General features: G+C 71.5%; 20 protein-coding genes, 3 tRNA genes and 1 pseudogene. 12 read left to right on the top strand and 12 right to left on the bottom strand.

Annotated elements, in window-relative coordinates:
* Positions 1-54: 54 nt before the first annotated feature.
* The 3 genes from ACGH52_RS18610 to ACGH52_RS18600 all read left to right on the top strand — a co-directional run bounded on the left by ACGH52_RS18610 (position 55) and on the right by ACGH52_RS18600 (position 4,857).
* Positions 55-2,136 (top strand): hypothetical protein, encoded by a 2,082-nt coding sequence (locus ACGH52_RS18610; RefSeq protein ID WP_399940777.1) that lies wholly within the window; start codon positions 55-57, stop codon positions 2,134-2,136.
* Positions 2,137-2,364: 228 nt separating this feature from the next.
* Positions 2,365-3,870, top strand: a complete 1,506-nt coding sequence (locus ACGH52_RS18605) for a N,N-dimethylformamidase beta subunit family domain-containing protein (protein ID WP_076975353.1) — start codon at positions 2,365-2,367, stop codon at positions 3,868-3,870.
* 87 nt (positions 3,871-3,957) lie between these two features.
* Positions 3,958-4,857, top strand: coding sequence for a phosphoribosylaminoimidazolesuccinocarboxamide synthase (locus ACGH52_RS18600; protein ID WP_121701403.1), 900 nt, complete (start codon positions 3,958-3,960; stop codon positions 4,855-4,857).
* Between the two features lie 65 nt (positions 4,858-4,922).
* Here ACGH52_RS18600 and ACGH52_RS18595 read toward each other — a convergent pair.
* The 8 genes from ACGH52_RS18595 to ACGH52_RS18560 form a co-directional block, all read right to left on the bottom strand.
* Positions 4,923-4,995 (bottom strand) — tRNA-Gly (locus ACGH52_RS18595).
* Between the two features lie 44 nt (positions 4,996-5,039).
* Positions 5,040-5,654 (bottom strand): response regulator transcription factor, encoded by a 615-nt coding sequence (locus tag ACGH52_RS18590; protein ID WP_059302871.1) that lies wholly within the window; start codon positions 5,652-5,654, stop codon positions 5,040-5,042.
* On the bottom strand, positions 5,651-6,901 hold the full coding sequence (locus ACGH52_RS18585) for a sensor histidine kinase (RefSeq protein WP_121701402.1): 1,251 nt from the start codon (positions 6,899-6,901) through the stop codon (positions 5,651-5,653). The genes ACGH52_RS18590 and ACGH52_RS18585 overlap by 4 nt, the downstream gene beginning before the upstream one ends.
* 29 nt (positions 6,902-6,930) lie before the next feature.
* Positions 6,931-7,743: an ABC transporter permease gene (locus ACGH52_RS18580; RefSeq protein WP_059302873.1), complete on the bottom strand. Its 813-nt coding sequence runs from the start codon at positions 7,741-7,743 to the stop codon at positions 6,931-6,933.
* The gene (locus ACGH52_RS18575) at positions 7,740-8,711 is read right to left on the bottom strand and encodes an ABC transporter ATP-binding protein (protein WP_076975356.1); all 972 of its coding nucleotides are present in this window, start codon (positions 8,709-8,711) and stop codon (positions 7,740-7,742) included. The genes ACGH52_RS18580 and ACGH52_RS18575 overlap by 4 nt, the downstream gene beginning before the upstream one ends.
* 152 nt (positions 8,712-8,863) lie before the next feature.
* Positions 8,864-8,936 (bottom strand) — tRNA-Gly (locus tag ACGH52_RS18570).
* Between the two features lie 99 nt (positions 8,937-9,035).
* Positions 9,036-9,107: transfer RNA gene (locus ACGH52_RS18565), tRNA-Gly, on the bottom strand.
* A gap of 137 nt (positions 9,108-9,244) precedes the next feature.
* Positions 9,245-9,562: an Lsr2 family protein gene (locus ACGH52_RS18560; protein WP_055421997.1), complete on the bottom strand. Its 318-nt coding sequence runs from the start codon at positions 9,560-9,562 to the stop codon at positions 9,245-9,247.
* A gap of 350 nt (positions 9,563-9,912) precedes the next feature.
* Between ACGH52_RS18560 and purS the strand changes: the two genes are divergently transcribed.
* Genes purS through purL form a run of 3 tightly spaced genes read left to right on the top strand, consistent with a single transcriptional unit; the run spans position 9,913 to position 13,117 of the window.
* Positions 9,913-10,185 carry a phosphoribosylformylglycinamidine synthase subunit PurS gene (gene purS / locus ACGH52_RS18555; protein WP_003974895.1) on the top strand — a complete coding sequence of 91 codons (273 nt, stop codon included), beginning with the start codon at positions 9,913-9,915 and terminating at the stop codon, positions 10,183-10,185.
* The gene (gene purQ, locus ACGH52_RS18550) at positions 10,182-10,862 is read left to right on the top strand and encodes a phosphoribosylformylglycinamidine synthase subunit PurQ (RefSeq protein ID WP_059302875.1); all 681 of its coding nucleotides are present in this window, start codon (positions 10,182-10,184) and stop codon (positions 10,860-10,862) included. The genes purS and purQ overlap by 4 nt, the downstream gene beginning before the upstream one ends.
* The gene (gene purL, locus ACGH52_RS18545) at positions 10,859-13,117 is read left to right on the top strand and encodes a phosphoribosylformylglycinamidine synthase subunit PurL (RefSeq protein WP_399940768.1); all 2,259 of its coding nucleotides are present in this window, start codon (positions 10,859-10,861) and stop codon (positions 13,115-13,117) included. Before purQ ends, purL begins: the two co-directional genes overlap by 4 nt.
* Positions 13,118-13,182: 65 nt before the next feature.
* On the opposite strand, the pseudogene ACGH52_RS18540 reads toward purL, so the two are convergent.
* Positions 13,183-13,743: pseudogene (locus ACGH52_RS18540) on the bottom strand (Uma2 family endonuclease); the annotation flags it as partial.
* 128 nt (positions 13,744-13,871) lie between these two features.
* On the opposite strand from ACGH52_RS18540, the gene ACGH52_RS18535 reads away from it, so the two are divergent.
* The 4 genes from ACGH52_RS18535 (at position 13,872) to purM (ending at position 18,248) form a co-directional block, all read left to right on the top strand.
* On the top strand, positions 13,872-14,669 hold the full coding sequence (locus ACGH52_RS18535) for a maleylpyruvate isomerase family mycothiol-dependent enzyme (protein ID WP_210977438.1): 798 nt from the start codon (positions 13,872-13,874) through the stop codon (positions 14,667-14,669).
* 61 nt (positions 14,670-14,730) lie between these two features.
* Complete coding sequence (locus ACGH52_RS18530) at positions 14,731-15,531, top strand: META domain-containing protein (RefSeq protein ID WP_399940765.1); 801 nt, start codon at positions 14,731-14,733, stop codon at positions 15,529-15,531.
* A 62-nt stretch (positions 15,532-15,593) separates the two neighbouring features.
* Entirely contained in the window at positions 15,594-17,120 is a 1,527-nt protein-coding gene (gene purF / locus ACGH52_RS18525) for an amidophosphoribosyltransferase (RefSeq protein ID WP_076975361.1), read from the top strand.
* 60 nt (positions 17,121-17,180) lie between these two features.
* Positions 17,181-18,248, top strand: coding sequence for a phosphoribosylformylglycinamidine cyclo-ligase (gene purM, locus ACGH52_RS18520; RefSeq protein WP_076975362.1), 1,068 nt, complete (start codon positions 17,181-17,183; stop codon positions 18,246-18,248).
* An 86-nt stretch (positions 18,249-18,334) separates the two neighbouring features.
* Here the strand turns inward: purM and ACGH52_RS18515 are convergent, their stop codons facing one another.
* Both ACGH52_RS18515 and ACGH52_RS18510 read right to left on the bottom strand, forming a co-directional pair.
* Positions 18,335-18,589, bottom strand: a complete 255-nt coding sequence (locus ACGH52_RS18515; RefSeq protein WP_059302881.1) for a DUF3073 domain-containing protein — start codon at positions 18,587-18,589, stop codon at positions 18,335-18,337.
* A 321-nt stretch (positions 18,590-18,910) separates the two neighbouring features.
* Positions 18,911-20,005, bottom strand: a complete 1,095-nt coding sequence (locus tag ACGH52_RS18510; RefSeq protein WP_076975363.1) for a Glu/Leu/Phe/Val dehydrogenase dimerization domain-containing protein — start codon at positions 20,003-20,005, stop codon at positions 18,911-18,913.
* A 239-nt stretch (positions 20,006-20,244) separates the two neighbouring features.
* Here ACGH52_RS18510 and ACGH52_RS18505 point away from each other — a divergent pair, with 239 nt between their 5' ends.
* Positions 20,245-21,093 carry a hypothetical protein gene (locus ACGH52_RS18505; RefSeq protein ID WP_399940757.1) on the top strand — a complete coding sequence of 283 codons (849 nt, stop codon included), beginning with the start codon at positions 20,245-20,247 and terminating at the stop codon, positions 21,091-21,093.
* 533 nt (positions 21,094-21,626) lie between these two features.
* On the top strand, positions 21,627-21,833 hold the full coding sequence (bldC, locus tag ACGH52_RS18500; RefSeq protein WP_003949541.1) for a developmental transcriptional regulator BldC: 207 nt from the start codon (positions 21,627-21,629) through the stop codon (positions 21,831-21,833).
* Positions 21,834-22,305: 472 nt separating this feature from the next.
* On the opposite strand, the gene ACGH52_RS18495 is transcribed toward bldC, so the two are convergent.
* Positions 22,306-22,500: a DUF6274 family protein gene (locus ACGH52_RS18495; protein WP_121701627.1), complete on the bottom strand. Its 195-nt coding sequence runs from the start codon at positions 22,498-22,500 to the stop codon at positions 22,306-22,308.
* Positions 22,501-22,650 lie beyond the last annotated feature (150 nt).

Here is a 22,650-nt window from a genome sequence, read left to right as displayed (position 1 = left end):
GCAGCAGGACGGTCCAGGACGGACAGGACAGCGATGAGGGGGTGAACTCCGGCCGTGACCGGTATCGGTGGAGTGGAGATGGGCGCGCAGGCCGCGCGTTCCCGGGCACTGGCGGTGCTGCGGGTGCGCAGCCGCGCGCTGGCCGTGGCCCTGCTGCCCGCTGCCGCCGCGGTGATCCTCCTCGTCGGCGGCTCCACCGGGCACCTGGCGGGCGGTGGCTGGGACGTCCTGCGCTGGGCCGTCTCCGTCCTCGCGCTGCTCGTGCTGGCGGCCGCCGCCGGGGTCGCCCTGGTCGTGGCCCGCTCCCGGCCCGCCGTGACCCCCACGGTCACGGTCGCCGAGGAGTCGGCCCCCGACCTCTACCGCATGGTGCGTGACCTGGCCGACCGGCTCGACGTCCCCGCCCCCTCCGTCATAGCGCTCACCCCGGACTGCGACAGCTGGCTGGAGGACCGCACCCACCCGGCCCACGGCCCGCCGCCCGCGGAGAGGCACGACGACGACCTGGCCGGCCCGGGCGGACCCGCCCAGCACCGGAGCGCCGCCGCACCCGTCCTGGTCATCGGCTCACCGTTCCTGTGGTGGATGCGGGTGGGCGAGCTGCGCGCCGTCCTCGCCCCGGTCGTCGCGGGTACGGGGCCCTCGGCGCACCCCGACATAGCCGCGGCCCGGCGTTTCATACGGGGCCTGGACGCCGCCGTGGCGGTGGCCTCGGAAGGCCGGCGCGACCCGTTCTCCCGGGTGGCGTGCGCGGGCCTCGGCTGGGTGTCCCGGCTGCTGCTGCGCAGCTGCCGGGGTCACGCGGCCGAGATGGAGCGCGGGGTCGCGGCCGCGGCCGCCGAGCGTGCACAGGCTGTGGACTACGGTCTGCGGATCGTCGCGCAGGAGCAGGTCGGGCTCGCCTACGCGGGCTGGGACCGGCTGCTGACCCGGGTGGCGCTGCCCGCCTGGCGGATGGGCCGCTGGCCCTCGCGGCTGGACGTCGGTGTCGTCGCCGCCCTCACGGAGCTGTCGCGCCGGGACCGCCTGGCCGAGGGATTCGCCTCCCGGCTGGGGGAGCGTCCCGCCTGTGACCTGCTGGAGGAGCCCGGGGTGATGGACGAGGCGGTCTCGCTGCTCGCCGCGCGCCTCTTCCACGGCGGGCCCGCCGAGACCGGTCCGGACTGGTCGCCGGTGGGGTGGGAGGAATATCCCGAGGAGGTCGTCGACCGGACCTGGCGCACGGACGCGGCCCGTCTGCACCGCGTGCTGGACACCCTGGGGGTCCGCCGCGCCGCCGAGGGCACCGCGCCGGGCACGGACGGCCCGACCCTGGCCCGCGTCCTGGACCACCTCACGACCCCGGACGCCGCGATCACCGTCACCCCTGCCGCCGGGTCCGACACCCACGCCGAAGCCCGAGCCGAAGCCGGAACCGGAGCCCGAGCGGAATCCGGAGCCGAAGCCCGAGCCGAAGCCGGAACCGGAGCCCGAGCGGAATCCGGAGCCGAAGCCCGAGCCGAAGCCGGAACCGGAGCCCCCGCCCACTCCCACCCCCACGCCGAGCCCGAGACGGAGACCGAAAGCAGCCCGGACGCCCCCACCGACGCCCCGCCCCCGCCGTACGGCGACCCCGACGCCCCACCCCCGCCCCACCGCGGCCCCGACGCTCCCGCCGCCGAGGGCGACCACGAGGGCGACGCCGAGGACGACGACGAGGACGACCTCGCCGGTACCACCGCCCGTGGTGCCGCCCTGGCCGCCGGGCTCAGCGCCCAGCTGGCCCGCGAGGAGGCCGAGGCGCGGCCCGCCGGAGTCCGGGCCCCCGCCACCGCCCCGGGACCGGCCGCCGGTCCCGACGCCGCCCTCTGGGACGACCGCGCGCTCCCCCTGCTGCCGCTGCAGCCGCCGCGCACCGGGCGGGAGATCCTCACCGCGCACATCACGGCGATGGTGTGCTGCGCCGCGATAGACACCGCCGGAGCGGCCCCCGCCCTCGACTGGCTCGACGGACCGTCGCTCCTCTTCGACGGGACCCGCACCGCGGACCTGGCGCCCAGCGTGCTCAGCCTCGTGGAGACCGGCGACCCAGGCCCGCTGCGCGCCTGGATGACCGACCTCGGCATACGGCCGGAGAAGCCGGTGCGCCTGGTCTGACTCCTCTCGAGCGTCCCCGTTCGCCTCGCCCGCCCGCCCGCCCGGGCCGCCCGGGCCCCTGCGCCCCCGGGCTCCGGCGAATCGGACCCTCCCATTCCAGTTTCGGCCACTCCGCAACGAACAGTGACAGCCCACGTGCGAAATGTGATGTGCTGGGACCGATCGCGCACATGGCAAAGGCGTTCGTCATACGCACGACCACGGGGGCACGAGGGAGGGGACTGTCCCATGGGGCCCGAGCAGATCCGCCGTTGGGAGTCGGGAGCACTCGCGCACGCCGTGACGGACCCCTTCGGGCAGGGGCCGGTCCCCTGGCTGCGCGGCGGCGAGACGTACTTCGGCGACACCGGCCAGGTCGTCGCCTGGTACGCGGACCAGGACGGCACAGACACCGGCACAGACACCCGCACCGGCACCGGCACCCGCCCCCGCACCGACCCCGGTGGCGGCCCCCGCGCCGCGGACGACGTCCGGCGCCAGATCAAGGGCTTCACCGCGACGGGGGCCGCCGCCCCCGGTGAGGCCATCGACTTCCACGTCACCGTCGACCCGCCGCAGGAGTTCAGCGTCGACGTCTACCGCATCGGGCACTACGGCGGTGACGGCGCCGCCAAGATCACCACCAGCCCCCGCCTGTCCGGCATCGTCCAGCCCCCGCCGCTCACCGCCGACCGCACGGTCTCCTGCCACCACTGGTGGCTGTCCTGGCGCCTGCAGATCCCGACGTACTGGAACGTCGGCGCGTACGTCGCCGTCCTCACCACCGCCGACGGCTACCGCTCCCACGTGCCCTTCACGGTCCGCGACGACCACCCCGCCGACCTGCTCCTCCTCCTGCCGGACGTCACCTGGCAGGCGTACAACCTCTATCCGGAGGACGGCCGCACCGGTGCCAGCCTCTACCACGCCTGGGACGAGGAGGGCCGGCTCCTCGGCGAGGCGGACGCCGCGACGACCGTCTCCTTCGACCGCCCCTACGCGGGCGCCGGGCTGCCGCTCCACGTCGGTCACGCCTACGACTTCATCCGCTTCGCCGAGCGCTACGGCTACGACCTCGCCTACGCCGACGCCCGCGACCTGCACTCCGGCCGCGTCGACCCGGCCCGCTACCGGGGCCTGGTCTTCCCCGGCCACGACGAGTACTGGTCCGCTCCGATGCGCCGCACCGCGGAACTCGCCCGCGACCGGGGGACCTCCCTGGTCTTCCTCTCCGCCAACACCATGTACTGGCAGGTGGAGCTGGCGCCCTCCCCGTCCGGCACCCCCGACCGCCTGCTGACCTGCCGCAAACGCAAGGGCCCCGGCCGCCCCGCGCTGTGGCGGGAGATCGACCGCCCCGAGCAGCAGCTGCTCGGCATCCAGTACGCCGGCCGCGTCCCCGAACCCCACCCGATGATCGTCCGCAACGCCGGTCACTGGCTCTGGGAGGCCACCGGAGCGCACGAGGGCGACGCGATCGAGGACCTGGTGGCCGGCGAGGCCGACCGCTACTTCCCGCGCACCGCACTCCCCGAGCACGACGAGCGGGTCCTGCTCGCCCACTCCCCGTACCCCGACGCGGACGGCGTCCGGCGCCACCAGGAGACGTCGCTGTACCGGGCCCCGTCGGGCGCCTGGGTCTTCGCGTCCGGCACGTTCGCCTGGTCCCCGGCCCTGGACCGTCCCGGCCACGTCGACCCGCGCGTCCAGCGCGCGACGGCCAACCTCCTGGACCGCATCTGCAAACGGGACTGAGACCCGCGCACGAGACCGACCCGCCGTCCACCGCGCCTCCGACATACGGGAGAATCGGACCATTGGACAGAACCACGGGGAGGAACCGTGTCCGGATTCGTTGAAAAGCCCGAGCCGCTCCAGGTTCCGGGTCTGGTGCATCTGCACACCGGCAAGGTGCGCGAGCTGTACCGGAACGAGGCGGGCGACCTCGTGATGGTCGCCAGCGACCGCATCTCCGCCTACGACTGGGTGCTGCCGACCGAGATCCCCGACAAGGGCCGGGTCCTCACCCAGCTCTCCCTGTGGTGGTTCGAGCAGCTCGCCGACCTGGCCCCCAACCACGTCCTGAGCACCGAGCTGCCCGACGGCGCCCCCGCCGACTGGGAGGGCCGCGCCCTGGTCTGCAAGTCGCTGCGGATGGTCCCGGTGGAGTGCGTGGCCCGCGGCTACCTCACCGGCTCGGGCCTGGCGGAGTACGACGAGACCCGTACCGTGTGCGGCCTCGCCCTCCCCGAGGGCCTCGTCGACGGCTCGGAGCTGCCCGCCCCGATCTTCACCCCGGCCACCAAGGCCGAGGTCGGCGAGCACGACGAGAACGTCTCCTACGAGGAGGTCGCCCGCCAGGTCGGCGCGGACACCGCCGCCGCCCTGCGCCAGGCCACCCTCGCCGTCTACTCCCGCGCCCGGGACATCGCCCGTGAGCGCGGCATCGTCCTCGCGGACACCAAGTTCGAGTTCGGTTTCGACGGGGACGACCTGGTTCTCGCCGACGAGGTCCTCACCCCGGACTCCTCCCGCTTCTGGCCGGCCGACCAGTGGCAGCCGGGCCGCGCGCAGCCGTCGTACGACAAGCAGTTCGTGCGGGACTGGCTGACCTCGGCCGAGTCCGGCTGGGACCGCAGGAGCGAGCAGCCCCCGCCGCCGCTGCCGCAGCGGGTCGTGGACGCCACCCGCGCCAAGTACGTGGAGGCCTACGAGCTGCTGACCGGCCAGAGCTGGTCGTAACGGCAGCGGCCGCAAAGGCCGCACACGAAGAAGCCCCCGGCCGGAGCCGGGGGCTTCTCACACGGAGCGAACGACGAGGTTCGAACTCGCGACCTCAACCTTGGCAAGGTTGCGCTCTACCAACTGAGCTACGTTCGCACTGCGCGGGCTTCGTCGTGGACTTCGCCGTGGCGCGAGAGCCACTATACCCAACCCCGCTCCCGTGCGAGACGCACCGCCGCGTGCCGGTTCTCCGCACCGAGCTTGCTCGCGGCCGACGACAGGTAGTTCCGTACGGTCCCCTCGGCGAGCGCGGCGCGCTCGGCGATCTCCGCGACCGGCGCCCCGTCGGCGGCGTGCTCCAGCACCTCGGCCTCGCGCGCGGTCAGCGGCGAGTCCCCGGCGGAGATCGCGTCGGCGGCCAACTCGGGGTCGACGTAGCGGTTTCCGGCGTGCACCGTGCGGATCAGCTCGGCGAGCCGCTGGGCGCTGACCGTCTTGGGGACGAAGCCGCGCACCCCCGCCGCGAGCGCCCGCTTCAGGTGCCCGGGGCGCCCGTGGCTGGTCACGATCAGCACCTTGCAGGCGGGCAGCTCGGCCCGCAGCGATGTGGCGACCTTCACACCGTCGGCGCCGGGCATCTGGAGATCCAGGACGGCGACGTCCGGCGCGTGCGCCCGCGCCATCGCCAAGGCCTCGGGGCCGGTGGCCGCCTCGGCGACGACGACCAGGTCGTCCTCCAGGGACAGCAGGGCCGCCAGCGCACCGCGGATGAGGTGCTCGTCGTCGGCGAGCAGGACGCGCACGGTCGTCGTCACGACGCGACCCCCAGCGCGGCCCCGGCGGCGGCCGGCAGCGGCACCTCGGCCGTCAGCCGGAACACGCCCTTGCCGACCGGTCCCGCTTCCAGGGTCCCGTCCACCGCGGAGAGCCGTTCCCGCAGCCCCGCGAGCCCGGAGCCACCCGAGCCCGCAGGGGGGCCGTCCCCCGTCGGCTCCGCCACGCCGTCGTTCTCCACCGTCAGCACTACTCGCCCTTCCGCCGTCCGCACCGTCACGGCGACCTTCTTCGCGTCCCCGTGCCGCAGCACGTTCGTGGTCGCCTCCCGCACCACCCAGCCGAGCGCCGCCTGCACCTCGGCGGGCAGGCCGGCCGTCTCGCCGGTGACCTCCGAGACGATGCCCGCCGCCTGGAGCACACCCCGGGCACCGGCCAGTTCGACCTCCAGCGCGGCCTCCCGGTAGCCGCGCACGACGTCCCGGACCTCGCGCTGCGACTCCTGGGCGATGCGCTGCACCTCGATCATCTGCTCCACCGCCTCGGGCCTGCCGCGCCGGGACAGCTGGACCGCCAGCTCGCTCTTGAGCGCGATCACCGCCAGGTTCCGCCCCATCACGTCGTGCAGGTCCCGGCCGAACCGCAGCCGCTCCTCGGCGACGGCGAGCCTGGCCCGGGTCTCCTTGGCGTCGTCGAGCGCGTAGACCGCGTTGAGCAGCCAGACGGAGAACACCGCGATGAACGCGGTGAACGCCCCGGCTGCCACCAGCACACATGCCAGGACCAGCGCGGCGGGCCAGGGCACACCGACGGCGCACGACACGACCCCGGCTCCCGCCGCGAAGCCGCCGACCAGGACGACCACGATCCGCCGCCGGTGGTGCACGCCGAGCGCCATGATGCCGACACCGAAGGCCTGTACCCCGGTGAAGACGCTGAGGGCCGCGGTGTCGACGTCGTCGCCCGCCGGGCCGTGCTCCGCGAGGACGATCGCGACGGTCGCCAGGACGGCGGTGAGGGCGCCGAGCCCCCACAGCTCCCGCATCGGCTGCGCCCGGCGGCCCAGGGTCCAGTCCAGCGCCCGTGCGGCGGTCGCCATGCAGGCCGCGGCGTGCGCGACGACCAGGAGGGAGAGCAGGGTCGCCAGCCGCAGGCCGGTCTGGCCGTAGGTCGCCAGCCCGATGCCGGCGATCTCGCTCACCCCGAAGAAGTGGAACGACCACCGCGTGTACGTCTCCACCTTCTCCGGCGTGCTCTTGATCCGCCACCATCCGTCCGGCCTGCGCATCCGTCCGCCGCTCCCAGTCGCCCGGTACCTCAGTGCCGTGGCTCCCAGCGGAACCACCGCCGTACAGCAAACACCGCGAGCACGGTCCAGGCCACCGCCGTCAGCACGGCGCCCAGCGCGTCGGCCGCCGACAGGTCGCCGGTCCAGCCGCCGCGCACCAGGCTGATGACGGGGGTCAGCGGCAGCAGCTCGCACACCGAGGCCAGCCGGTCCGGCATCATCTCCAGCGGGAAGAACAGCCCGGAGCCGAGCATGGAGACGAACATGAACGGCAGCGGCGTGACCTGCGCGCTCTCCCCGGTCCTGGTGAAACTCGCGGTGACCGCGGCGAGCGCGGCGCACATCACCAGGCCGAGCAGCAGCCCGACGACGGCCAGGTGGACGGCGGACGGCGCGGACAGGTCGAGCAGCACCGCGCAGCCCACCGCGAGCAGCAGGGACTGCACCAGCCCGCTGAGGACGGCCGGCAGCGCGGACCCGCTGAGGATCTCCACGTCCCGCAGCTCACCGGTGCGCAGCCGCTTGAGGACGAGTTCCTCGCGCCGGACGACGAAGACGCCGACGAGGGCCGAGTAGACGGCGAACAGCAGGGAGAAGCCGATCGCGGCGGGCAGCACGAGCGTGCCGGTGGTGAGTCCGGCCCCGGCGAGGTCCATCTCCTTGGCCCCCGCCCGCACGCTGAACGGCAGCACGAGCGGCACGAACAGCGCGGCGAAGACGGTGCCCTTGTTCCGCCCGAGCAGGGTCAGTTCGGCGCGGGCGAGGGCGGTCATGCGGCCCGTCGGCGTGGTGGTCGCGGTCCCGGCGCGCTGGGCGCGGGCCGGTGCGTCGGTGGCGCTCATGCCGCGTACTCCTTGTCCGTCGTGGTGGGGGACGTCCTCGCGGACACTTCCTTGGCGATGCTGAGGAAGGCCTCCTCCAGGGACGCCGAGCGCACGTCCAGGCGGCGCAGTTCCACCCCGGCCTGTCCGGCCCACACCAGCAGTCCGGTGGCGGCGCGCTGGAGTTCCCGGGTGCGCAGCTTCACCATGCGGCCGTCGGTCTCGTGGTCGCCGACGCCCAGTTCGGCGAGCGGCGGCAGGTCGCCCACGAAGTAACCGGCGGGCAGTTCGAAGGAGATGTGGGACGGCTGGGCGGCGGTCACCTCGGCCGGGGTGCCGGTGGCGGCGATCCGGCCCTCGTGCATGATCGCGAGCCGGTCGGCGAGGTTCTCGGCCTCCTCCAGGTAGTGCGTGGTCAGCAGCACCGTTGTCCCGGCGTCGCGCAGTCCGCTCACCAACTCCCAGGTGTCCCGGCGGCCTTCGGCGTCCAGACCGGTGCTGGGCTCGTCGAGGAAGAGCACCTCGGGGTCGCCGAGCAGCGCGAGCGCCAGGTCCAGGCGGCGCCGCTGGCCCCCGGACAGCTGCTTCACGCGGGTGTCGGTCTTCGACTCCAGACCGACCAGCGCCAGCACCTCGGCCGGCGGCCGGGCGCCGCTCACGCACGCCGCCCACATCCGTGCCGTCTCGGCGACCGTCAGCTCGGAGGGGAAGCCGCCCTCCTGGAGCATGACCCCGGTGCGGGGGCGTACGGCGGCCCGTTCGGTGTACGGGTCGTGCCCGAGGACGCGCACCCGCCCGCCGGCCGGAGCGGCGAGCCCCTCCAGGAGCTCGACCGTCGACGTCTTGCCGGCGCCGTTGGTGCCGAGCAGGGCGAAGACCTCACCGCGGCGCACGGAGAAGTCGATCCCGCGCACGGCCTCGAACCCGCCCCCGTACACACGCCGCAGGTCGGTGACCTCAATCACGTGTTCGTGCTCGTTGGTTTGCATGCTTCGAGCATTCCGGCGCGTGGGGCGGAACGACAGTGCGGCCCGTCATCACCGGGCATGACAAATGTCAGGGCAGGGGCGGACGGGCGCAGGACGCGGGAGCCGGACGCACGAAAAGACCCCGGTCCTGGAGGACCGGGGTCTGATTCCCGAGCGGACGACGAGGCTCGAACTCGCGACCTCAACCTTGGCAAGGTTGCGCTCTACCAACTGAGCTACGTCCGCATTGCCGCCGACCGGCCTTCACCGATCGGTGCGAGCACCAGCCTACCTGATCCTCCCCCAGAGGGGGGACCCCCATCCGTGGCCGGTACGGCGATGCAGAGCGGGTGACAGGAATTGCACACTGCGCCTTCCCCCTGGAAGGGGGATGTTCTACTACTGAACTACACCCGCATGTTCCGTGAGCTGGGCCTTTCGGCCTCGCCCCTCGGCGTGCTCCAGACTTTAGCTGATCACCTGGGGTGCCGCGCAAGTCGGTTGCCGCGAGGGGCGGCTGAGAGGCCGTCGGCCGCCCCCTGCCGGGGCACGGCTCACTGCGCCTCGGCGAACGCCTCGTACACCTTCTTCGGGATCCGGCCCCGCGCGGGCACGTCCATCTTGTTCGCCTGGGCCCAGGCGCGGACCGCCGCCGGGTCGGGGGCGACCTCCGTCTGCCGGTAGGCCTTGCCGGACCGGGAGCGCTTGCGGCCGGCCGAGACGTACGGCTCGAGCGCCTTGCGCAGTTTCCGGGCATTGGCTTCGTTCAGGTCGATCTCGTACATCCGGCCGTCGACTCCGAAGGCGATCGTCTCCGCCGCTTCCGAGCCGTCGATGTCGTCAAAGAGAGTGACCACGACACGCTGCGCCACGAATATCGGTCCCTTCGTGCGGCATCTCCGCGATGACGTGCCCGAACGTGCCAAGACGCCGCGATGATGCCGACTGTTCGCCTGTAATTGGGCAAAGTATCGGCTAATGACATTTCATTTGTACAGTGCCTGGCATTGCAATGGGAAGACCGACTAAATCTTCCCGCGTGTCCTCTGGGCAATAGGCGTCGGCGTTCGATCCCGGATCTTTCCCGAAGCTTTTCGCGGCGGCCCCCTCTCGATGCCGAATCGTGACTGGGCTCACGTAGATTCCTCCAAGGCTACGCGCGTAGAAATTTTGTACGGGTAGTCTGAAGGAACCTGCTCAGCACCACACACCGGGAGTGCCAGTGGCACGCGTCGTAGTCGACGTCATGCTCAAGCCGGAGATCCTCGACCCCCAGGGCCAGGCGGTGCAGCGCGCACTGCCGCGACTGGGTTTCGAAGGGATCTCGGACGTCCGTCAGGGAAAGCGATTCGAACTGGAAGTGGACGGGCCGGTCGACGACGCCGCCCTCGCCCGCATCCATGATCTTGCGGAATCCTTCCTCGCCAACACCGTGATCGAGGACTTCACCGTCAAGGTCGAGTCCGAAGACGTGGTCGCGGGGGCGGCGAAGTGACCGCTCGTATTGGCGTCGTCACTTTCCCCGGCAGCCTCGACGACCGGGACACGCAGCGCGCGATCCGCGTCGCCGGTGCCGAACCCGTCGCCCTCTGGCACAAGGACAAGGACCTCAAGCAGGTCGACGCCGTGGTGCTGTGCGGCGGTTTCTCGTACGGCGATTATCTGCGCGCCGGCGCCATCGCGCGCTTCTCGCCGGTGATGGACACCGTCATCGACCAGGCGAAGGCCGGTCTGCCGGTGCTGGGCATCTGCAACGGCTTCCAGATCCTCACCGAGGCCCACCTGCTGCCCGGCGGCATGCTGGGCAACGACCACCTGCACTTCATCTGCCGCGACCAGAAGCTGCGGGTGGAGAACGCGGACACCTCCTGGACCAGCGACTACACCTCCGGCCAGGAGATCCACATCCCGCTGAAGAACATGGACGGCCGCTACGTCGCCGACCGGCGCACGCTGGACGAGCTGGAGGCGGAGGGGCGGGTGGCCTTCCGCTACCTGGACCTGAACCCCAACGGCTCGCTCAACGACATCGCCGGCATCACCAACGCCGCCGGGAACGTCGTCGGCCTCATGCCGCACCCCGAGCACGCCGTCGAGCCGCTGATCGGTACGGGGCGTACCGACGGCCTGCCGTTCTTCACCTCGATCCTCAAGAAGCTGGTCAACGCATGAGCCGGACGCCTCTGGACACGGTCGAGCACGCGGCCGCGACCCCCGACGTCGAGCTGCCCTGGGCCGAGCTGGGCCTGAAGAAGGACGAGTACGAGAGGGTCGTCGAGATCCTCGGCCGCCGCCCCACCGGGGCGGAGCTGGCCATGTACTCCGTCATGTGGTCCGAGCACTGCTCGTACAAGAGCAGCAAGGTCCACCTGCGCCAGTTCGGCGAGAAGGCCCCCGAGTCCGAGGCCATGCTCGTCGGCATCGGCGAGAACGCCGGGGTCGTCGACGTCGGCCAGGGCTACGCGGTCACCTTCAAGGTCGAGTCGCACAACCACCCCTCCTACGTCGAGCCCTACCAGGGCGCGGCCACGGGCGTCGGCGGCATCGTCCGCGACATCATCGCGATGGGCGCCCGTCCCGTCGCCGTGGTCGACCCGCTGCGCTTCGGCGCCGCCGACCACCCCGACACCAAGCGCGTGCTGCCCGGCGTCGTCGCCGGTATCGGCGGCTACGGCAACTGCCTGGGCCTGCCCAACATCGGCGGCGAGGTCGTCTTCGACGCCTGCTACCAGGGCAACCCGCTGGTCAACGCCGGTGCCATCGGCGTGATGCGGCACGAGGACATCCACCTCGCGAAGGCGTCCGGCGCGGGCAACAAGGTCATCCTGTACGGCGCCCGCACCGGCGGCGACGGCATCGGCGGCGCGTCGATCCTGGCGAGCGAGACCTTCGACGACGCGAAGCCGTCCAAGCGCCCCGCCGTCCAGGTCGGCGACCCCTTCCAGGAGAAGCTCCTCATCGAGTGCACCCTGGAGGCGTTCAAGGAGAAGCTGGTCGTCGGCATCCAGGACCTGGGAGCGGCGGGCCTGTCCTGCGCGACCAGCGAACTGGCGTCGAACGGCTCCGGCGGCATGCGCGTCACCCTCGACGACGTCCCCCTGCGCGACTCGACCCTCTCGCCCGAGGAAATCCTCATGAGCGAGTCGCAGGAGCGCATGTGCGCGGTGGTCGAGCCGGAGAAGGTCGACCGCTTCCTGGAGATCTGCGAGAAGTGGGACGTCATCGCCACCGTCATCGGTGAGGTGACCGACGGCGACCGGCTGGAGATCTTCTGGCACGGCGGCAAGATCGTCGACGTCGACCCGCGCACCGTCGCCCACGACGGCCCGGTCTACGAGCGCCCCTACGCCCGCCCGGACTGGCAGGACGCCCTCCAGGCCGACGACGCGAACAAGCTGCCCCGGCCCAAGACGGGCGAGCAGCTGAAGGACCAGGTCCTGAAGCTGGTCGGCTCGCCCAACCAGGCGTCCAAGCAGTGGATCACCCAGCAGTACGACCACTTCGTGCAGGGCAACACGGTCCTCGCCCAGCCCGAGGACTCCGGCATGATCCGCGTGGACGAGGAGAGCGGCCTCGGCGTCGCCATCGCCACGGACGGCAACGGCCGGTACGCCAAGCTCGACCCGTACACGGGCGCCCAGCTGGCGCTGGCGGAGGCCTACCGCAACGTGGCCACGACCGGCGCGAAGCCGCTCGCGGTCTCCGACTGCCTGAACTTCGGCTCCCCGGAGGACCCGGCCGTCATGTGGCAGTTCGCGGAGGCCGTGCGCGGCCTGGCCGACGGCTGCCTCCAGCTCGGCACCCCGGTGACCGGCGGCAACGTCTCGCTCTACAACCAGACGGGCGAGGCCGCCATCCACCCGACCCCGGTGGTCGCGGTCCTCGGCGTCATCGACGACGTGGCCCGCCGCACGCCGGTCGCCTTCCAGGAGGACGGCCAGCTGCTGTACCTGCTGGGCGACACCCGCGAGGAGTTCGGCGGCTCGGCCTGGTCCCAGGTGATCCACGACCACCTCGGCGGCCTGCCCCCGAAGGTCGACCTGGAGCGCGAGCGCCTGCTCGGCGAGATCCTGATCTCCGCCTCTCGCGACGGCATGATCGACTCCGCGCACGACCTGTCCGACGGCGGTCTGGTCCAGGCGGTCGTCGAGTCGGCGCTGCTGGGCGGCAAGGGCGCGCGTCTGGTCGTACCGGACGGGCTCGACGCCTTCACCTTCCTGTTCTCGGAGTCGGCGGGCCGCGCGGTCGTCGCCGTCCCGCGCTCGGAGGAGGTCCGCTTCAACGACATGTGCGGTGCGCGGGGCCTGCCCGTCACCCGCATCGGCGTGGTCGACGGCGACGCGGTCGAGGTCCAGGGCGAGTTCACCCTCCCCCTGACCGACCTGCGCGAGGCCCACGAGGGGACGATCCCGGGGCTGCTCGCGTAGCAGGTTCGCACGGCCGAGGTCCCGTCCGGTTCCGGGCGGGACCTCGTCGTATCACCGCACGTAGTCTTGAGGATCTCCGTGTCGAGTTCGATGCCGACCGGGTCGGGGAGGGCCACCGTCTCGCCGAACCTCGCGACGCGGACGTCGCGGTAGCCACCGACCTGCCGGTCCGGGTGAGTGTGCACCTTGAGCGTGCGGGAGTCCCGGTCGATCAGGAAGTACAGGGGGATCCCGGCCTGCCCGTAGACGCCCGGCTTCTCGTGCCGGTCCCACCGGTCCGTGTCCGGGTCGTACGAGGTGACCTCGACGACCATGAGCGCTCCGTCCGGGTCGGACCATTCTCCGTGCCCGGCGAAATGGGCCTCGGGCGCGAGCACGGCGTCCGGTCGCGCCCTGCTCTGGCCGTACGCGTCGACCCGGAGACCTCGGCCGTAGTACAGATCCAGCTCGGGTCTGCTCTGCATGCACCGCCGGACCAGCCAGGACACGATGGTGCTCCGGTCCCCGTCCATCCCCTTCTTGACTCCGACCCGGCCGCCCAAGAACTCGAGCGTGACGGTCTTGGGAGCGGCGTGAGCGATCGTCTCGAACTCCTCGACCGACATCTGAGGCGTGTGTCCGGCCATGGCCCTCCTGCCGCGTGCCCTTCCTGGCGCAGACCAGTGTGGGCCGCGTGCCGGTGTCCCGGAGCGGTCTGCGTGGCCGTGTACACGTACGGGTGACCGCCTCCCCGGCCCCCGCATAGGCTCCCCCCATGCCCCCGGCCAGAAAACGCCCCCGCGCCTACGACCCCGCCCGCACCCGCACCGCCGTCCTCGCCCAGTTCGGCCACGTACGGGCGGCCGTCGGCACCCTCACCCCCGAGCAGCTCGCCCTGCCCACGCGGCTCGGGGACTGGACCGTGCGGGAGCTGGTCGCGCACGTCGGGATGGCGCTGACCGCCGTGGACCGGCTGCTGGACGAGCCCGAGCCGGTGCGGCAGGACGGCCGGCTGCTCGACTGGCCGTTCGCCATCGCCGCCGACGCGGACGCCATCGCCGGGACGGCCCGGCGGCTCGCCGCCGAGCACCCCGACCTCGACGCCCACCTCGCCGAGGTCGAGCGGCGCTTCACCGGGCGGCTCGACACCCACCCCGGGAGCAGGCTGCTCCCCACCAGCGCGGGCGCCCTGCCGCTGGCCGACTACCTCGTCACCCGGACCGTCGAGCTGGTCGTCCACACCGACGACCTGAACGCCGCCGTGCCCGGCCTCGACATCCCCCAGGACCGGCAGGCACTGGCCGCCGCGACCCGGCTGCTGGCCGACGCGCTCGCCGTGAAGGCGCCCGGCGGGTCGACGGAGGTGCGGATCCCGCCGTACGCGGTCGTGCAGTGCGTGGAGGGTCCCCGGCACACCCGGGGCACCCCGCCCAACGTCGTCGAGACCGACCCGCTGACCTGGACGCGGCTGGCCACCGGACGGCTGACCTGGAAGGACGCCCTGGACGGGGCGAAGGTGAGCGCGAGCGGGGAGCGGGCCGACCTCGGCGCCCTGCTGCCCCTGCTGGGCTGAGGGGCGGGGCCGGGGAAACCGGGGGACGGAACCGGATCTTCCCCGTCTGCGTCGAATCGGCATGTACAGGCAGAAGCAGCAGCGAAGCATGACCCTGACCGTGGCGGCCGTCGCCGCGCTCGTCCCGCTCGCCGCGGCCTGCGGCAGCGAGAAGGCCGACGACGGCGGCAGCGACAACGTGGGCGCGGGCGGACAGCGCATCACCGGCGTGCGGTGGAGCATCGACAGCGTCACCGTCGACGGAGCCACCCACCGCGCGCCGGACGCGGCACACGTACGGATCGACGACGGCGAGGCCGCCGGCAGCACCGGCTGCAACAGCTTCAGCGCCCGCGCCGCCGTCGACGGCGAACGCGTGCGGCTCAGCGACGCCATGTTCACCGAGAAGGCCTGCGCCAAGACCCCCGCCGGTTTCGAGAAGTCTCTCGGCCGCGCCCTCACCACCGGCTCGCTCACCACGAAGAGCGAGGGCGAGCGGGTCACCCTCACCACCGCCGACGGCGACACCGTCCGGCTCAGCAGGTCCGAGGACGCCGGCCTCTACGGCACCAAGTGGACCGTGGACGCCCCGGGCCACCAGGGCGGCGAGGGACGCGCCCACCTCACCTTCGACCAGGAGGCGAAGACCGTCTCGGGACGGCTCCCCTGCAACCGCGTCAACGCCGAGGCCACCGTCAGCGACGGCCGTATCACCCTCGGCACCCCGTCCACCACCCGAATGATGTGCGAAGGCTCACTCATGGACGCCGAGAAGCGGCTGCTGGGCCTCTTCGACGGCAAGGTCGCCTACCGGATCGATCAGGAAACCCTCACGCTGACCAGCGAAGACGGCACTACGGTCCGGGCCGTCGCCGAGCGGTGATCCACTGATGAGGCCGCATCCCCAATTCGGACCAGTGGTCGACCTCGCCTACACTCGGAGGCGTGCCACGTGGTGACGGTCGACTCAATCACGATCTGCTTCCCGGCGAGAAGGGCCCCCAGGACGCTTGCGGCGTCTTCGGTGTCTGGGCTCCGGGCGAAGAGGTCGCAAAGCTCACGTACTTCGGGCTCTACGCCCTCCAGCATCGGGGCCAGGAATCCGCGGGAATCGCGGTCAGCAACGGCTCCCAGATCCTCGTCTTCAAGGACATGGGCCTTGTGTCCCAGGTCTTCGACGAGACCTCGCTCGGTTCGCTCCAGGGTCACATCGCGGTCGGTCACGCCCGCTACTCGACCACCGGCGCCTCCGTGTGGGAGAACGCCCAGCCGACGTTCCGTGCCACCGCGCAGGGCTCCATCGCGCTCGGGCACAACGGCAACCTCGTCAACACCGCCCAGCTCGCCGGGATGGTCGCCGACCTGCCCAAGCAGGAAGGCCGCTCCACCCGGGTCGCGGCGACCAACGACACCGACCTGCTGACCGCGCTGCTCGCGGCCCAGGTCGACGAGGACGGCAAGCCGCTGACCATCGAAGAGGCCGCGCACAGCGTCCTCCCCCAGGTCATGGGCGCCTTCTCCCTCGTCTTCATGGACGAGCACACCCTCTACGCCGCCCGTGACCCGCAGGGCATCCGCCCGCTGGTCCTCGGCCGCCTGGAGCGCGGCTGGGTGGTGGCCTCCGAGTCCGCCGCCCTCGACATCTGCGGCGCCTCCTACGTCCGCGAGATCGAGCCGGGCGAGTTCGTCGCCATCGACGAGAACGGCCTGCGCACGTCGCGATTCGCAGAAGCGAAGCCCAAGGGCTGTGTCTTCGAGTACGTGTACCTGGCCCGCCCGGACACCGACATCGCCGGCCGGAACGTGTACCTCTCCCGCGTGGAGATGGGCCGCAAGCTGGCCAAGGAAGCCCCCGCCGACGCCGACCTGGTCATAGCGACCCCGGAGTCCGGCACCCCCGCCGCGATCGGCTACGCCGAGGCCTCCGGCATCCCCTTCGGCAACGGCCTGGTGAAGAACGCCTATGTGGGCCGGACCTTCATCCAGCCCTCACAGACCATTCGCCAGCTCGGCATCCGCCTGAAGCTGAACCCGCTGAAGGAAGTCATCAAGGGCAAGCGGCTGGTCGTCGTCGACGACTCCATCGTCCGCGGCAACACCCAGCGGGCCCTGGTCCGCATGCTCCGCGAGGCCGGTGCCGCCGAGGTCCACATCCGGATCTCGTCCCCGCCGGTGAAGTGGCCCTGCTTCTTCGGTATCGACTTCGCCACCCGCGCCGAGCTGATCGCCAACGGCATGAGCGTCGAGGAGATCGGCACCTCCATGGGCGCCGACTCCCTGGCGTACATCTCCATCGACGGCATGATCGAGGCGACCACCATCGCCAAGCCGAACCTGTGCCGCGCCTGCTTCGACGGCGAGTACCCGATGGAGCTTCCCGACCCCGAGCTGCTCGGCAAGCAGCTCCTGGAGACCGAGCTGGCCGCCGGGCCCGCCGGTACGGCCGCCACCGACGCCATCCGTCGCCCGTAGCCGCCCGTTATCCCTGGCTTCTGGGCCTCCCTGCCGTACGACACGAAGGTTCTCATCGTCATGCCTGACACAACTGGTGCCAGCTACGCAGCCGCCGGCGTCGACATCGAGGCGGGCGACCGCGCCGTCGAGCTGATGAAGGAATGGGTCAAGAAGACCCGGCGCCCCGAGGTCCTCGGCGGCCTCGGCGGCTTCGCCGGCCTCTTCGACGCCTCCGCCCTCAAGAACTACGAGCGCCCGCTGCTCGCCTCCGCCACCGACGGCGTCGGCACCAAGGTCGACATCGCCCGGCAGCTGGGCGTCTACGACACCATCGGCCACGACCTGGTCGCCATGGTCATGGACGACATCGTGGTGTGCGGCGCCGAGCCGCTGTTCATGACCGACTACATCTGCGTCGGCAAGGTCCACCCCGAGCGGGTCGCCGCGATCGTCAAGGGCATCGCCGAGGGCTGTGTGCTGGCCGGGTGCGCCCTGGTGGGCGGCGAGACGGCCGAGCACCCCGGTCTGCTGGGCCCGGACGACTTCGACGTCGCCGGCGCCGGTACGGGCGTGGTGGAGGCCGACCGGCTGCTCGGCCCGGATCGCATCCGTACGGGTGACGCGGTGATCGCCATGGCGTCCTCCGGGCTTCACTCCAACGGGTACTCGCTGGTCCGCCACGTCCTGCTGAACGAGGGCGGCCTGGCGCTCGACGCCCACCTGGACGGTCTCGGCCGCACCCTCGGCGAGGAGCTGCTGGAGCCGACCAAGATCTACTCCCTGGACTGCCTGGCCCTCATGCGCACCGCCGAGGTCCACGCCTTCAGCCACGTCACCGGCGGCGGACTCGCGGCCAACCTGGCCCGCGTGATCCCCGACGGCCTGCACGCCGTGGTCGACCGCTCCACCTGGACCCCGGGCGCGGTCTTCGACCTCGTCGGCCGGACCGGCCGGGTCGAGCGCCTGGAGCTGGAGAAGACCCTGAACATGGGTGTGGGCATGATCGCGATCGTGCCCGAGGAGTCGACGGACGTCGCCCTGACGGCCCTCGCCGACCGCGGCGTGGACGCCTGGGTGGCCGGCGAGATCACCGACCGCGGCGAGCACGGGACGGGCGCGGCGCTGGTGGGCGACTACGCCGTCTGAGCCGCCGCGGACGCCACAGGTGCCGCGGGTAGCACAGAACCCGGTCGGTGACAGAGTCACCGACCGGGAAGGTGTTCAGTGCAAGGTCAAGCGCCGCGTCGCTGGTGGGACGGGGACTGGCCGTCCTCGTCCTCGTCGTCGTCCTCATAGAGGTCGGCGTACTTCGCGTACACGTCATCGTCCTGCTCATCGTCCTCGAATGGCCCGCCGTTAGGCGGTTGTGCATTCGACGGCGATGCGCCCAGCTCCTCGGCCAGGCGGGAGAGATCAGTCCCACCGCTGTTGTACTTCAGCTGGCGGGCGACCTTCGTCTGCTTGGCCTTGGCCCGGCCGCGCCCCATGGCTCGACCCCCTCAACGACGGGGCTCGACGGCCCCAGAGTCTTGACACGCGTTCATGGTCCGGAACGGGCTCTCCTCGGAGAGACCGGTCCGTAGGGCTTCCACGGTACCTGAGCCCACGCCCATACGGTACGTCGCCCGCAGCACGTGGCCTTGCCCAGGACCATCGAGGCGCCCCGTCCTCGCTGGTCAAAGGCGATTTTAACCACCTTTCGACGGTCGACCCGCCGGGATAAGTGAGAGTTCTCTCCAACTGCCCCCCGACGGGTACCGGTCAAACCCGCGACGACCCTGCCGGTCCACCGCCGTACGACCGTCGGGTCATCGCCGGGTCCGGGCCTCCGCCATCCGCTGCTCGGCGATCCGGTCGGCCGCGGCGGCCGGCGGAATACCGTCCTCCTTCGCACGTGCGAATATGGCCAGCGTGGTGTCGTAGATCTTCGCGGCCTTCGCCTTGCACCGGTCGAAGTCGAAGCCGTGCAGCTCGTCGGCGACCTGGATGACACCGCCGGCGTTCACCACGTAGTCCGGCGCGTAGAGGATCCCGCGGTCGGCGAGGTCCTTCTCCACGCCCGGGTGGGCGAGCTGGTTGTTGGCCGCGCCGCACACCACCTTGGCGGTCAGCACCGGCACGGTGTCGTCGTTCAGCGCGCCGCCGAGCGCGCAGGGCGCGTAGATGTCCAGGTTCTCCACCCGGATCAGCGCGTCGGTGTCGGCGACGGCGACCACCGACGGGTGCCGCTCGGTGAGGGCCCGCACCACGTCCTTGCGCACGTCGGTCACGACCACGTGCGCACCCTCGGCGAGCAGGTGCTCGACCAGGTGGTGACCGACCTTGCCGACGCCCGCGATGCCGACGGTGCGGTCGCGCAGCGTCGGGTCGCCCCACAGGTGCTGGGCGGCGGCCCGCATGCCCTGGTAGACGCCGAAGGAGGTGAGCACGGAGGAGTCGCCCGCGCCGCCGTGCTCCGGGGAGCGCCCGGTCGTCCAGCGGCACTCGCGGGCCACGACGTCCATGTCGGCGACGTAGGTGCCGACGTCGCAGGCGGTGACGTAACGGCCGCCGAGGGAGGCGACGAACCGGCCGTAGGCGAGGAGCAGTTCCTCGCTCTTGATCTGCTCCGGATCACCGATGATCACGGCCTTGCCGCCGCCGTGGTCGAGACCGGCCATGGCGTTCTTGTACGACATCCCGCGCGCGAGGTTCAGCGCGTCGGCGACGGCCTCCGCCTCGTTCGCGTACGGGTAGAAGCGCGTGCCGCCGAGCGCGGGGCCCAGGGCGGTGGAGTGGAGGGCGATGACGGCCTTGAGACCGCTGGCACGGTCCTGGCAGAGCACGACTTGCTCATGTCCCCCCTGGTCCGAGTGGAACAGGGTGTGCAGTACATCAGCAGGTGCGCCGTTTACGTCGGTCACGGTGGTGACTCCTGTGTAGGTGCGGCGATGGGTGGCAGGCCCCGTGAAGGTGGCGGGGACTGTGGCACGAGATTAGAGCCTGGGGGTACCGGCCCGCCGCACAGTGCTCAGGATCACCTCCGCACGGAGTACGGGCGTGCGACGATTTGCAGAGATTCCCGCGCGTTTGTGATCCGTTGCCTCAGGTTTCCGCAGGTTTTCGCAGGTTTTCGCGTCGGTGCGCGGGGGAGGGAGCAGGCGTGCCCAAGGTGTCCTCGGTGATCGTCCCGTACGCGGCGTACCTGCGCGTGTACGAGCCGCTGGCGGCCTTCCCCGACGAGGAACGCGCCCACTGGACCCGCTACGCCCGCCGCCCCGACCGGCCCTCCTACCAGGACGAGCTGCGCCGCTCCCTGGCCGACCTGCTGCCCACCCCGCCCGTCGCGGTGCCGGTGCACGAGAGCGCCGACGCCTTCGTGACCGAGGTGGACGGCGTGGTCTGCGTCTGCCCGTGGCGGACCCGGCTGCGCGGCTGGCAGGCCCTGGGCGAGCTGGCCGAGGACTTTCCGGAGCCGGTCCTGGACGCCCTGATCCCGCCGGTCGTGCGCCGCCAGAGCGCGCAGGACTACGAACGCTGGCTGGAGCGCAACCCGGACGCCCGGCCCTGGATCCGCACGGCCACCTGGCAGGTCCCGATCAACTGGTTCGTGCTGGTGTCCGACGCGGAGCGGGAGTACGACGGGGGCGACGACGAGGGGGCGGCCGCGCCGGTGCTGCGCTACCGGACGCCGATGGTGCAGGCCCGCCGGCGGGTGGCGCGGGGGCTCAGGGCTCTGCGGGAGGCCGTGGACGAGGGGCCGCTCATCGACGGCCTGGTGGACGTGGGCCGCTGGCTGGAGGAGTTCCACCCGCGTTCCCTGGTCGAGTTGGACTACGGCGGACTGGTGCACGCCCTGCCGGCCGGTGAGTTGGAGGCGGACCACTCCGCGGCGGACGTGGCCGAGGGGATCGAGGCGCTGCGCCACGGCGACGGGGCCACCGCGGGGGCGGCGTACGGGCGGCTGGTGGAGCGCTGGCGGGCGGTCCGGGACCGGCGCTCCGCGAACTGACGTTTGACGTACCGCCCGATGTGGGGTTTCGTCTTCCGCTCCGACACCCGTTCGGGATGAGCTGATCCCTTGGCGACAAGGGACGTAGGTCCCGATCCGGGCGTATGCGTCAAGCGTGACGGACCGCACGTACATCACTCTTGCGCCGCTTCCCCCTCCTCATGCCAAAATAGGACAAGGAGCCCGGGGAGGGCTCCTTCCGTCCTGTCGTGATGCACTGTGGGCGGAATCTCAGCATTGCACGCTTTGGGGGGTCTGGTGACTCCTGATCGCCCCTGTGACTGATCGTCACAGTGGCGTGACTGTCCGCTATGGCATGGTCCATCGGCTTCCGTCGCTGATGAACACCTGGGAGGGCAATTCCATCGGTTTGGCCGACGCGGCTGGACAGATGGTGTAGTTGTAGTGCCGAGGACAAGCCGTTCGTCCTATAACCGACTCGACTCGCGTCCGCCATTTCGGGCAACGCGGGTCAAGGTGCAGAATTTAGAGGAATGAACCGAGAAGGTTCGGTTCTCCCGAGGAGGCCGCTCATGACCGCTCGCACCCCTGATGCCGAGCCGCTGCTGACCCCGGCTGAGGTCGCCACCATGTTCCGCGTCGACCCGAAGACGGTCACGCGCTGGGCGAAGGCCGGCAAGCTCACGTCGATCCGCACGCTCGGCGGGCATCGCCGCTACCGCGAAGCCGAGGTCCGCGCCCTGCTCGCGGGCATTCCGCAGCAGCGCAGCGAGGCCTGAACAACTGAATAACCGGGCAGAACGGCAGGTCCCCCAACCTGTCGGGGCGCCTGGACCACAGCTCCAAGCGACGCCGTCCCTGCCCCAACAGAGGTGCGTCGTTGATCGCGCTGGACTCCGCCGGGTCCAGCGCGATTTTTTTGTGCCCGCTCCCGTCCGCGGTGTCCGGCCCTCCGTCGCCGTCCGTGTCCGGTCCTGTGGCAGGTGGGCGGGTCGGCGGACGGTTCTGTGAGCGGGCTTGTCGGAGTCTGGGGAGGGGTGTCGGATCAGCTGTGCGTGCACCGTCGAGGCGGTGCAATTGCACATATTAAATTGATTAGTTGTAGGAGAGGCGTAAGCGCCACCGTTTCAAAAACTCGTGCGGTGACACCCGTCACATCGCGCGGTGGTTGTTGTGCCGGGCGCCGGTGCGCTATTGGAGGGCCTGGCCTCCAGCAGGTCTGCGGGGCAAGGGTGTTGAAGCTCGTGGCGTTCACGCCGTGGGCGCGCTCCCGCTCTCGACGCCCTCTTGACGGCCTGTCGGAGACTGTGGGGCCGACGAGTCCAGCGCCAGCCGCAGGAGCCGGTGGCAGATCGGGCAGTGGCGCGTCAGGTGTCCGTAGGACGACGCGGCCGACAGATGCGCGCGCAGCAGGGCCCGCGTCTCGTGCCTGACGGACGTCGTCATACGCCACCTCCAGGGGCCACACGGGGGATGTGCCCTGCTCTTTGGAGTACCGAGCGAAACTGACGCCGTCAAGGCCGCGAGAGAGGCGCTCAGGGCTTTCTGGGGCCCGGAGCGCACGTGCGGAAGGAGCAGGGGACGGAGCACGAGAAG

The organism is Streptomyces sp. BBFR25, from assembly GCF_044590125.1.
In the GTDB taxonomy this organism is placed as follows: domain Bacteria; phylum Actinomycetota; class Actinomycetes; order Streptomycetales; family Streptomycetaceae; genus Streptomyces; species Streptomyces canus_D.
The sequence above is the reverse complement of the archived record's forward strand: the minus strand, read 5'-3'. Positions and strand labels throughout refer to the sequence as shown.

Excerpts from the sequence above, each read along its gene's own strand:
- ACGH52_RS18515 (WP_059302881.1), bottom strand. The coding sequence starts at position 18,589 with ATGGGGCGCGGCCGGGCCAAGGCCAAGCAGACGAAGGTCGCCCGCCAG.
- ACGH52_RS18535 (WP_210977438.1), top strand. The coding sequence starts at position 13,872 with ATGCCCCCGGCCAGAAAACGCCCCCGCGCCTACGACCCCGCCCGCACC.
- ACGH52_RS18575 (WP_076975356.1), bottom strand. The coding sequence starts at position 8,711 with ATGCAAACCAACGAGCACGAACACGTGATTGAGGTCACCGACCTGCGG.
- purL (WP_399940768.1), top strand. The coding sequence starts at position 10,859 with ATGAGCCGGACGCCTCTGGACACGGTCGAGCACGCGGCCGCGACCCCC.
- ACGH52_RS18495 (WP_121701627.1), bottom strand. The coding sequence starts at position 22,500 with ATGACGACGTCCGTCAGGCACGAGACGCGGGCCCTGCTGCGCGCGCAT.
- ACGH52_RS18530 (WP_399940765.1), top strand. The coding sequence starts at position 14,731 with ATGTACAGGCAGAAGCAGCAGCGAAGCATGACCCTGACCGTGGCGGCC.
- ACGH52_RS18605 (WP_076975353.1), top strand. The coding sequence starts at position 2,365 with ATGGGGCCCGAGCAGATCCGCCGTTGGGAGTCGGGAGCACTCGCGCAC.
- bldC (WP_003949541.1), top strand. The coding sequence starts at position 21,627 with ATGACCGCTCGCACCCCTGATGCCGAGCCGCTGCTGACCCCGGCTGAG.
- ACGH52_RS18585 (WP_121701402.1), bottom strand. The coding sequence starts at position 6,901 with ATGCGCAGGCCGGACGGATGGTGGCGGATCAAGAGCACGCCGGAGAAG.
- ACGH52_RS18580 (WP_059302873.1), bottom strand. The coding sequence starts at position 7,743 with ATGAGCGCCACCGACGCACCGGCCCGCGCCCAGCGCGCCGGGACCGCG.
- purM (WP_076975362.1), top strand. The coding sequence starts at position 17,181 with ATGCCTGACACAACTGGTGCCAGCTACGCAGCCGCCGGCGTCGACATC.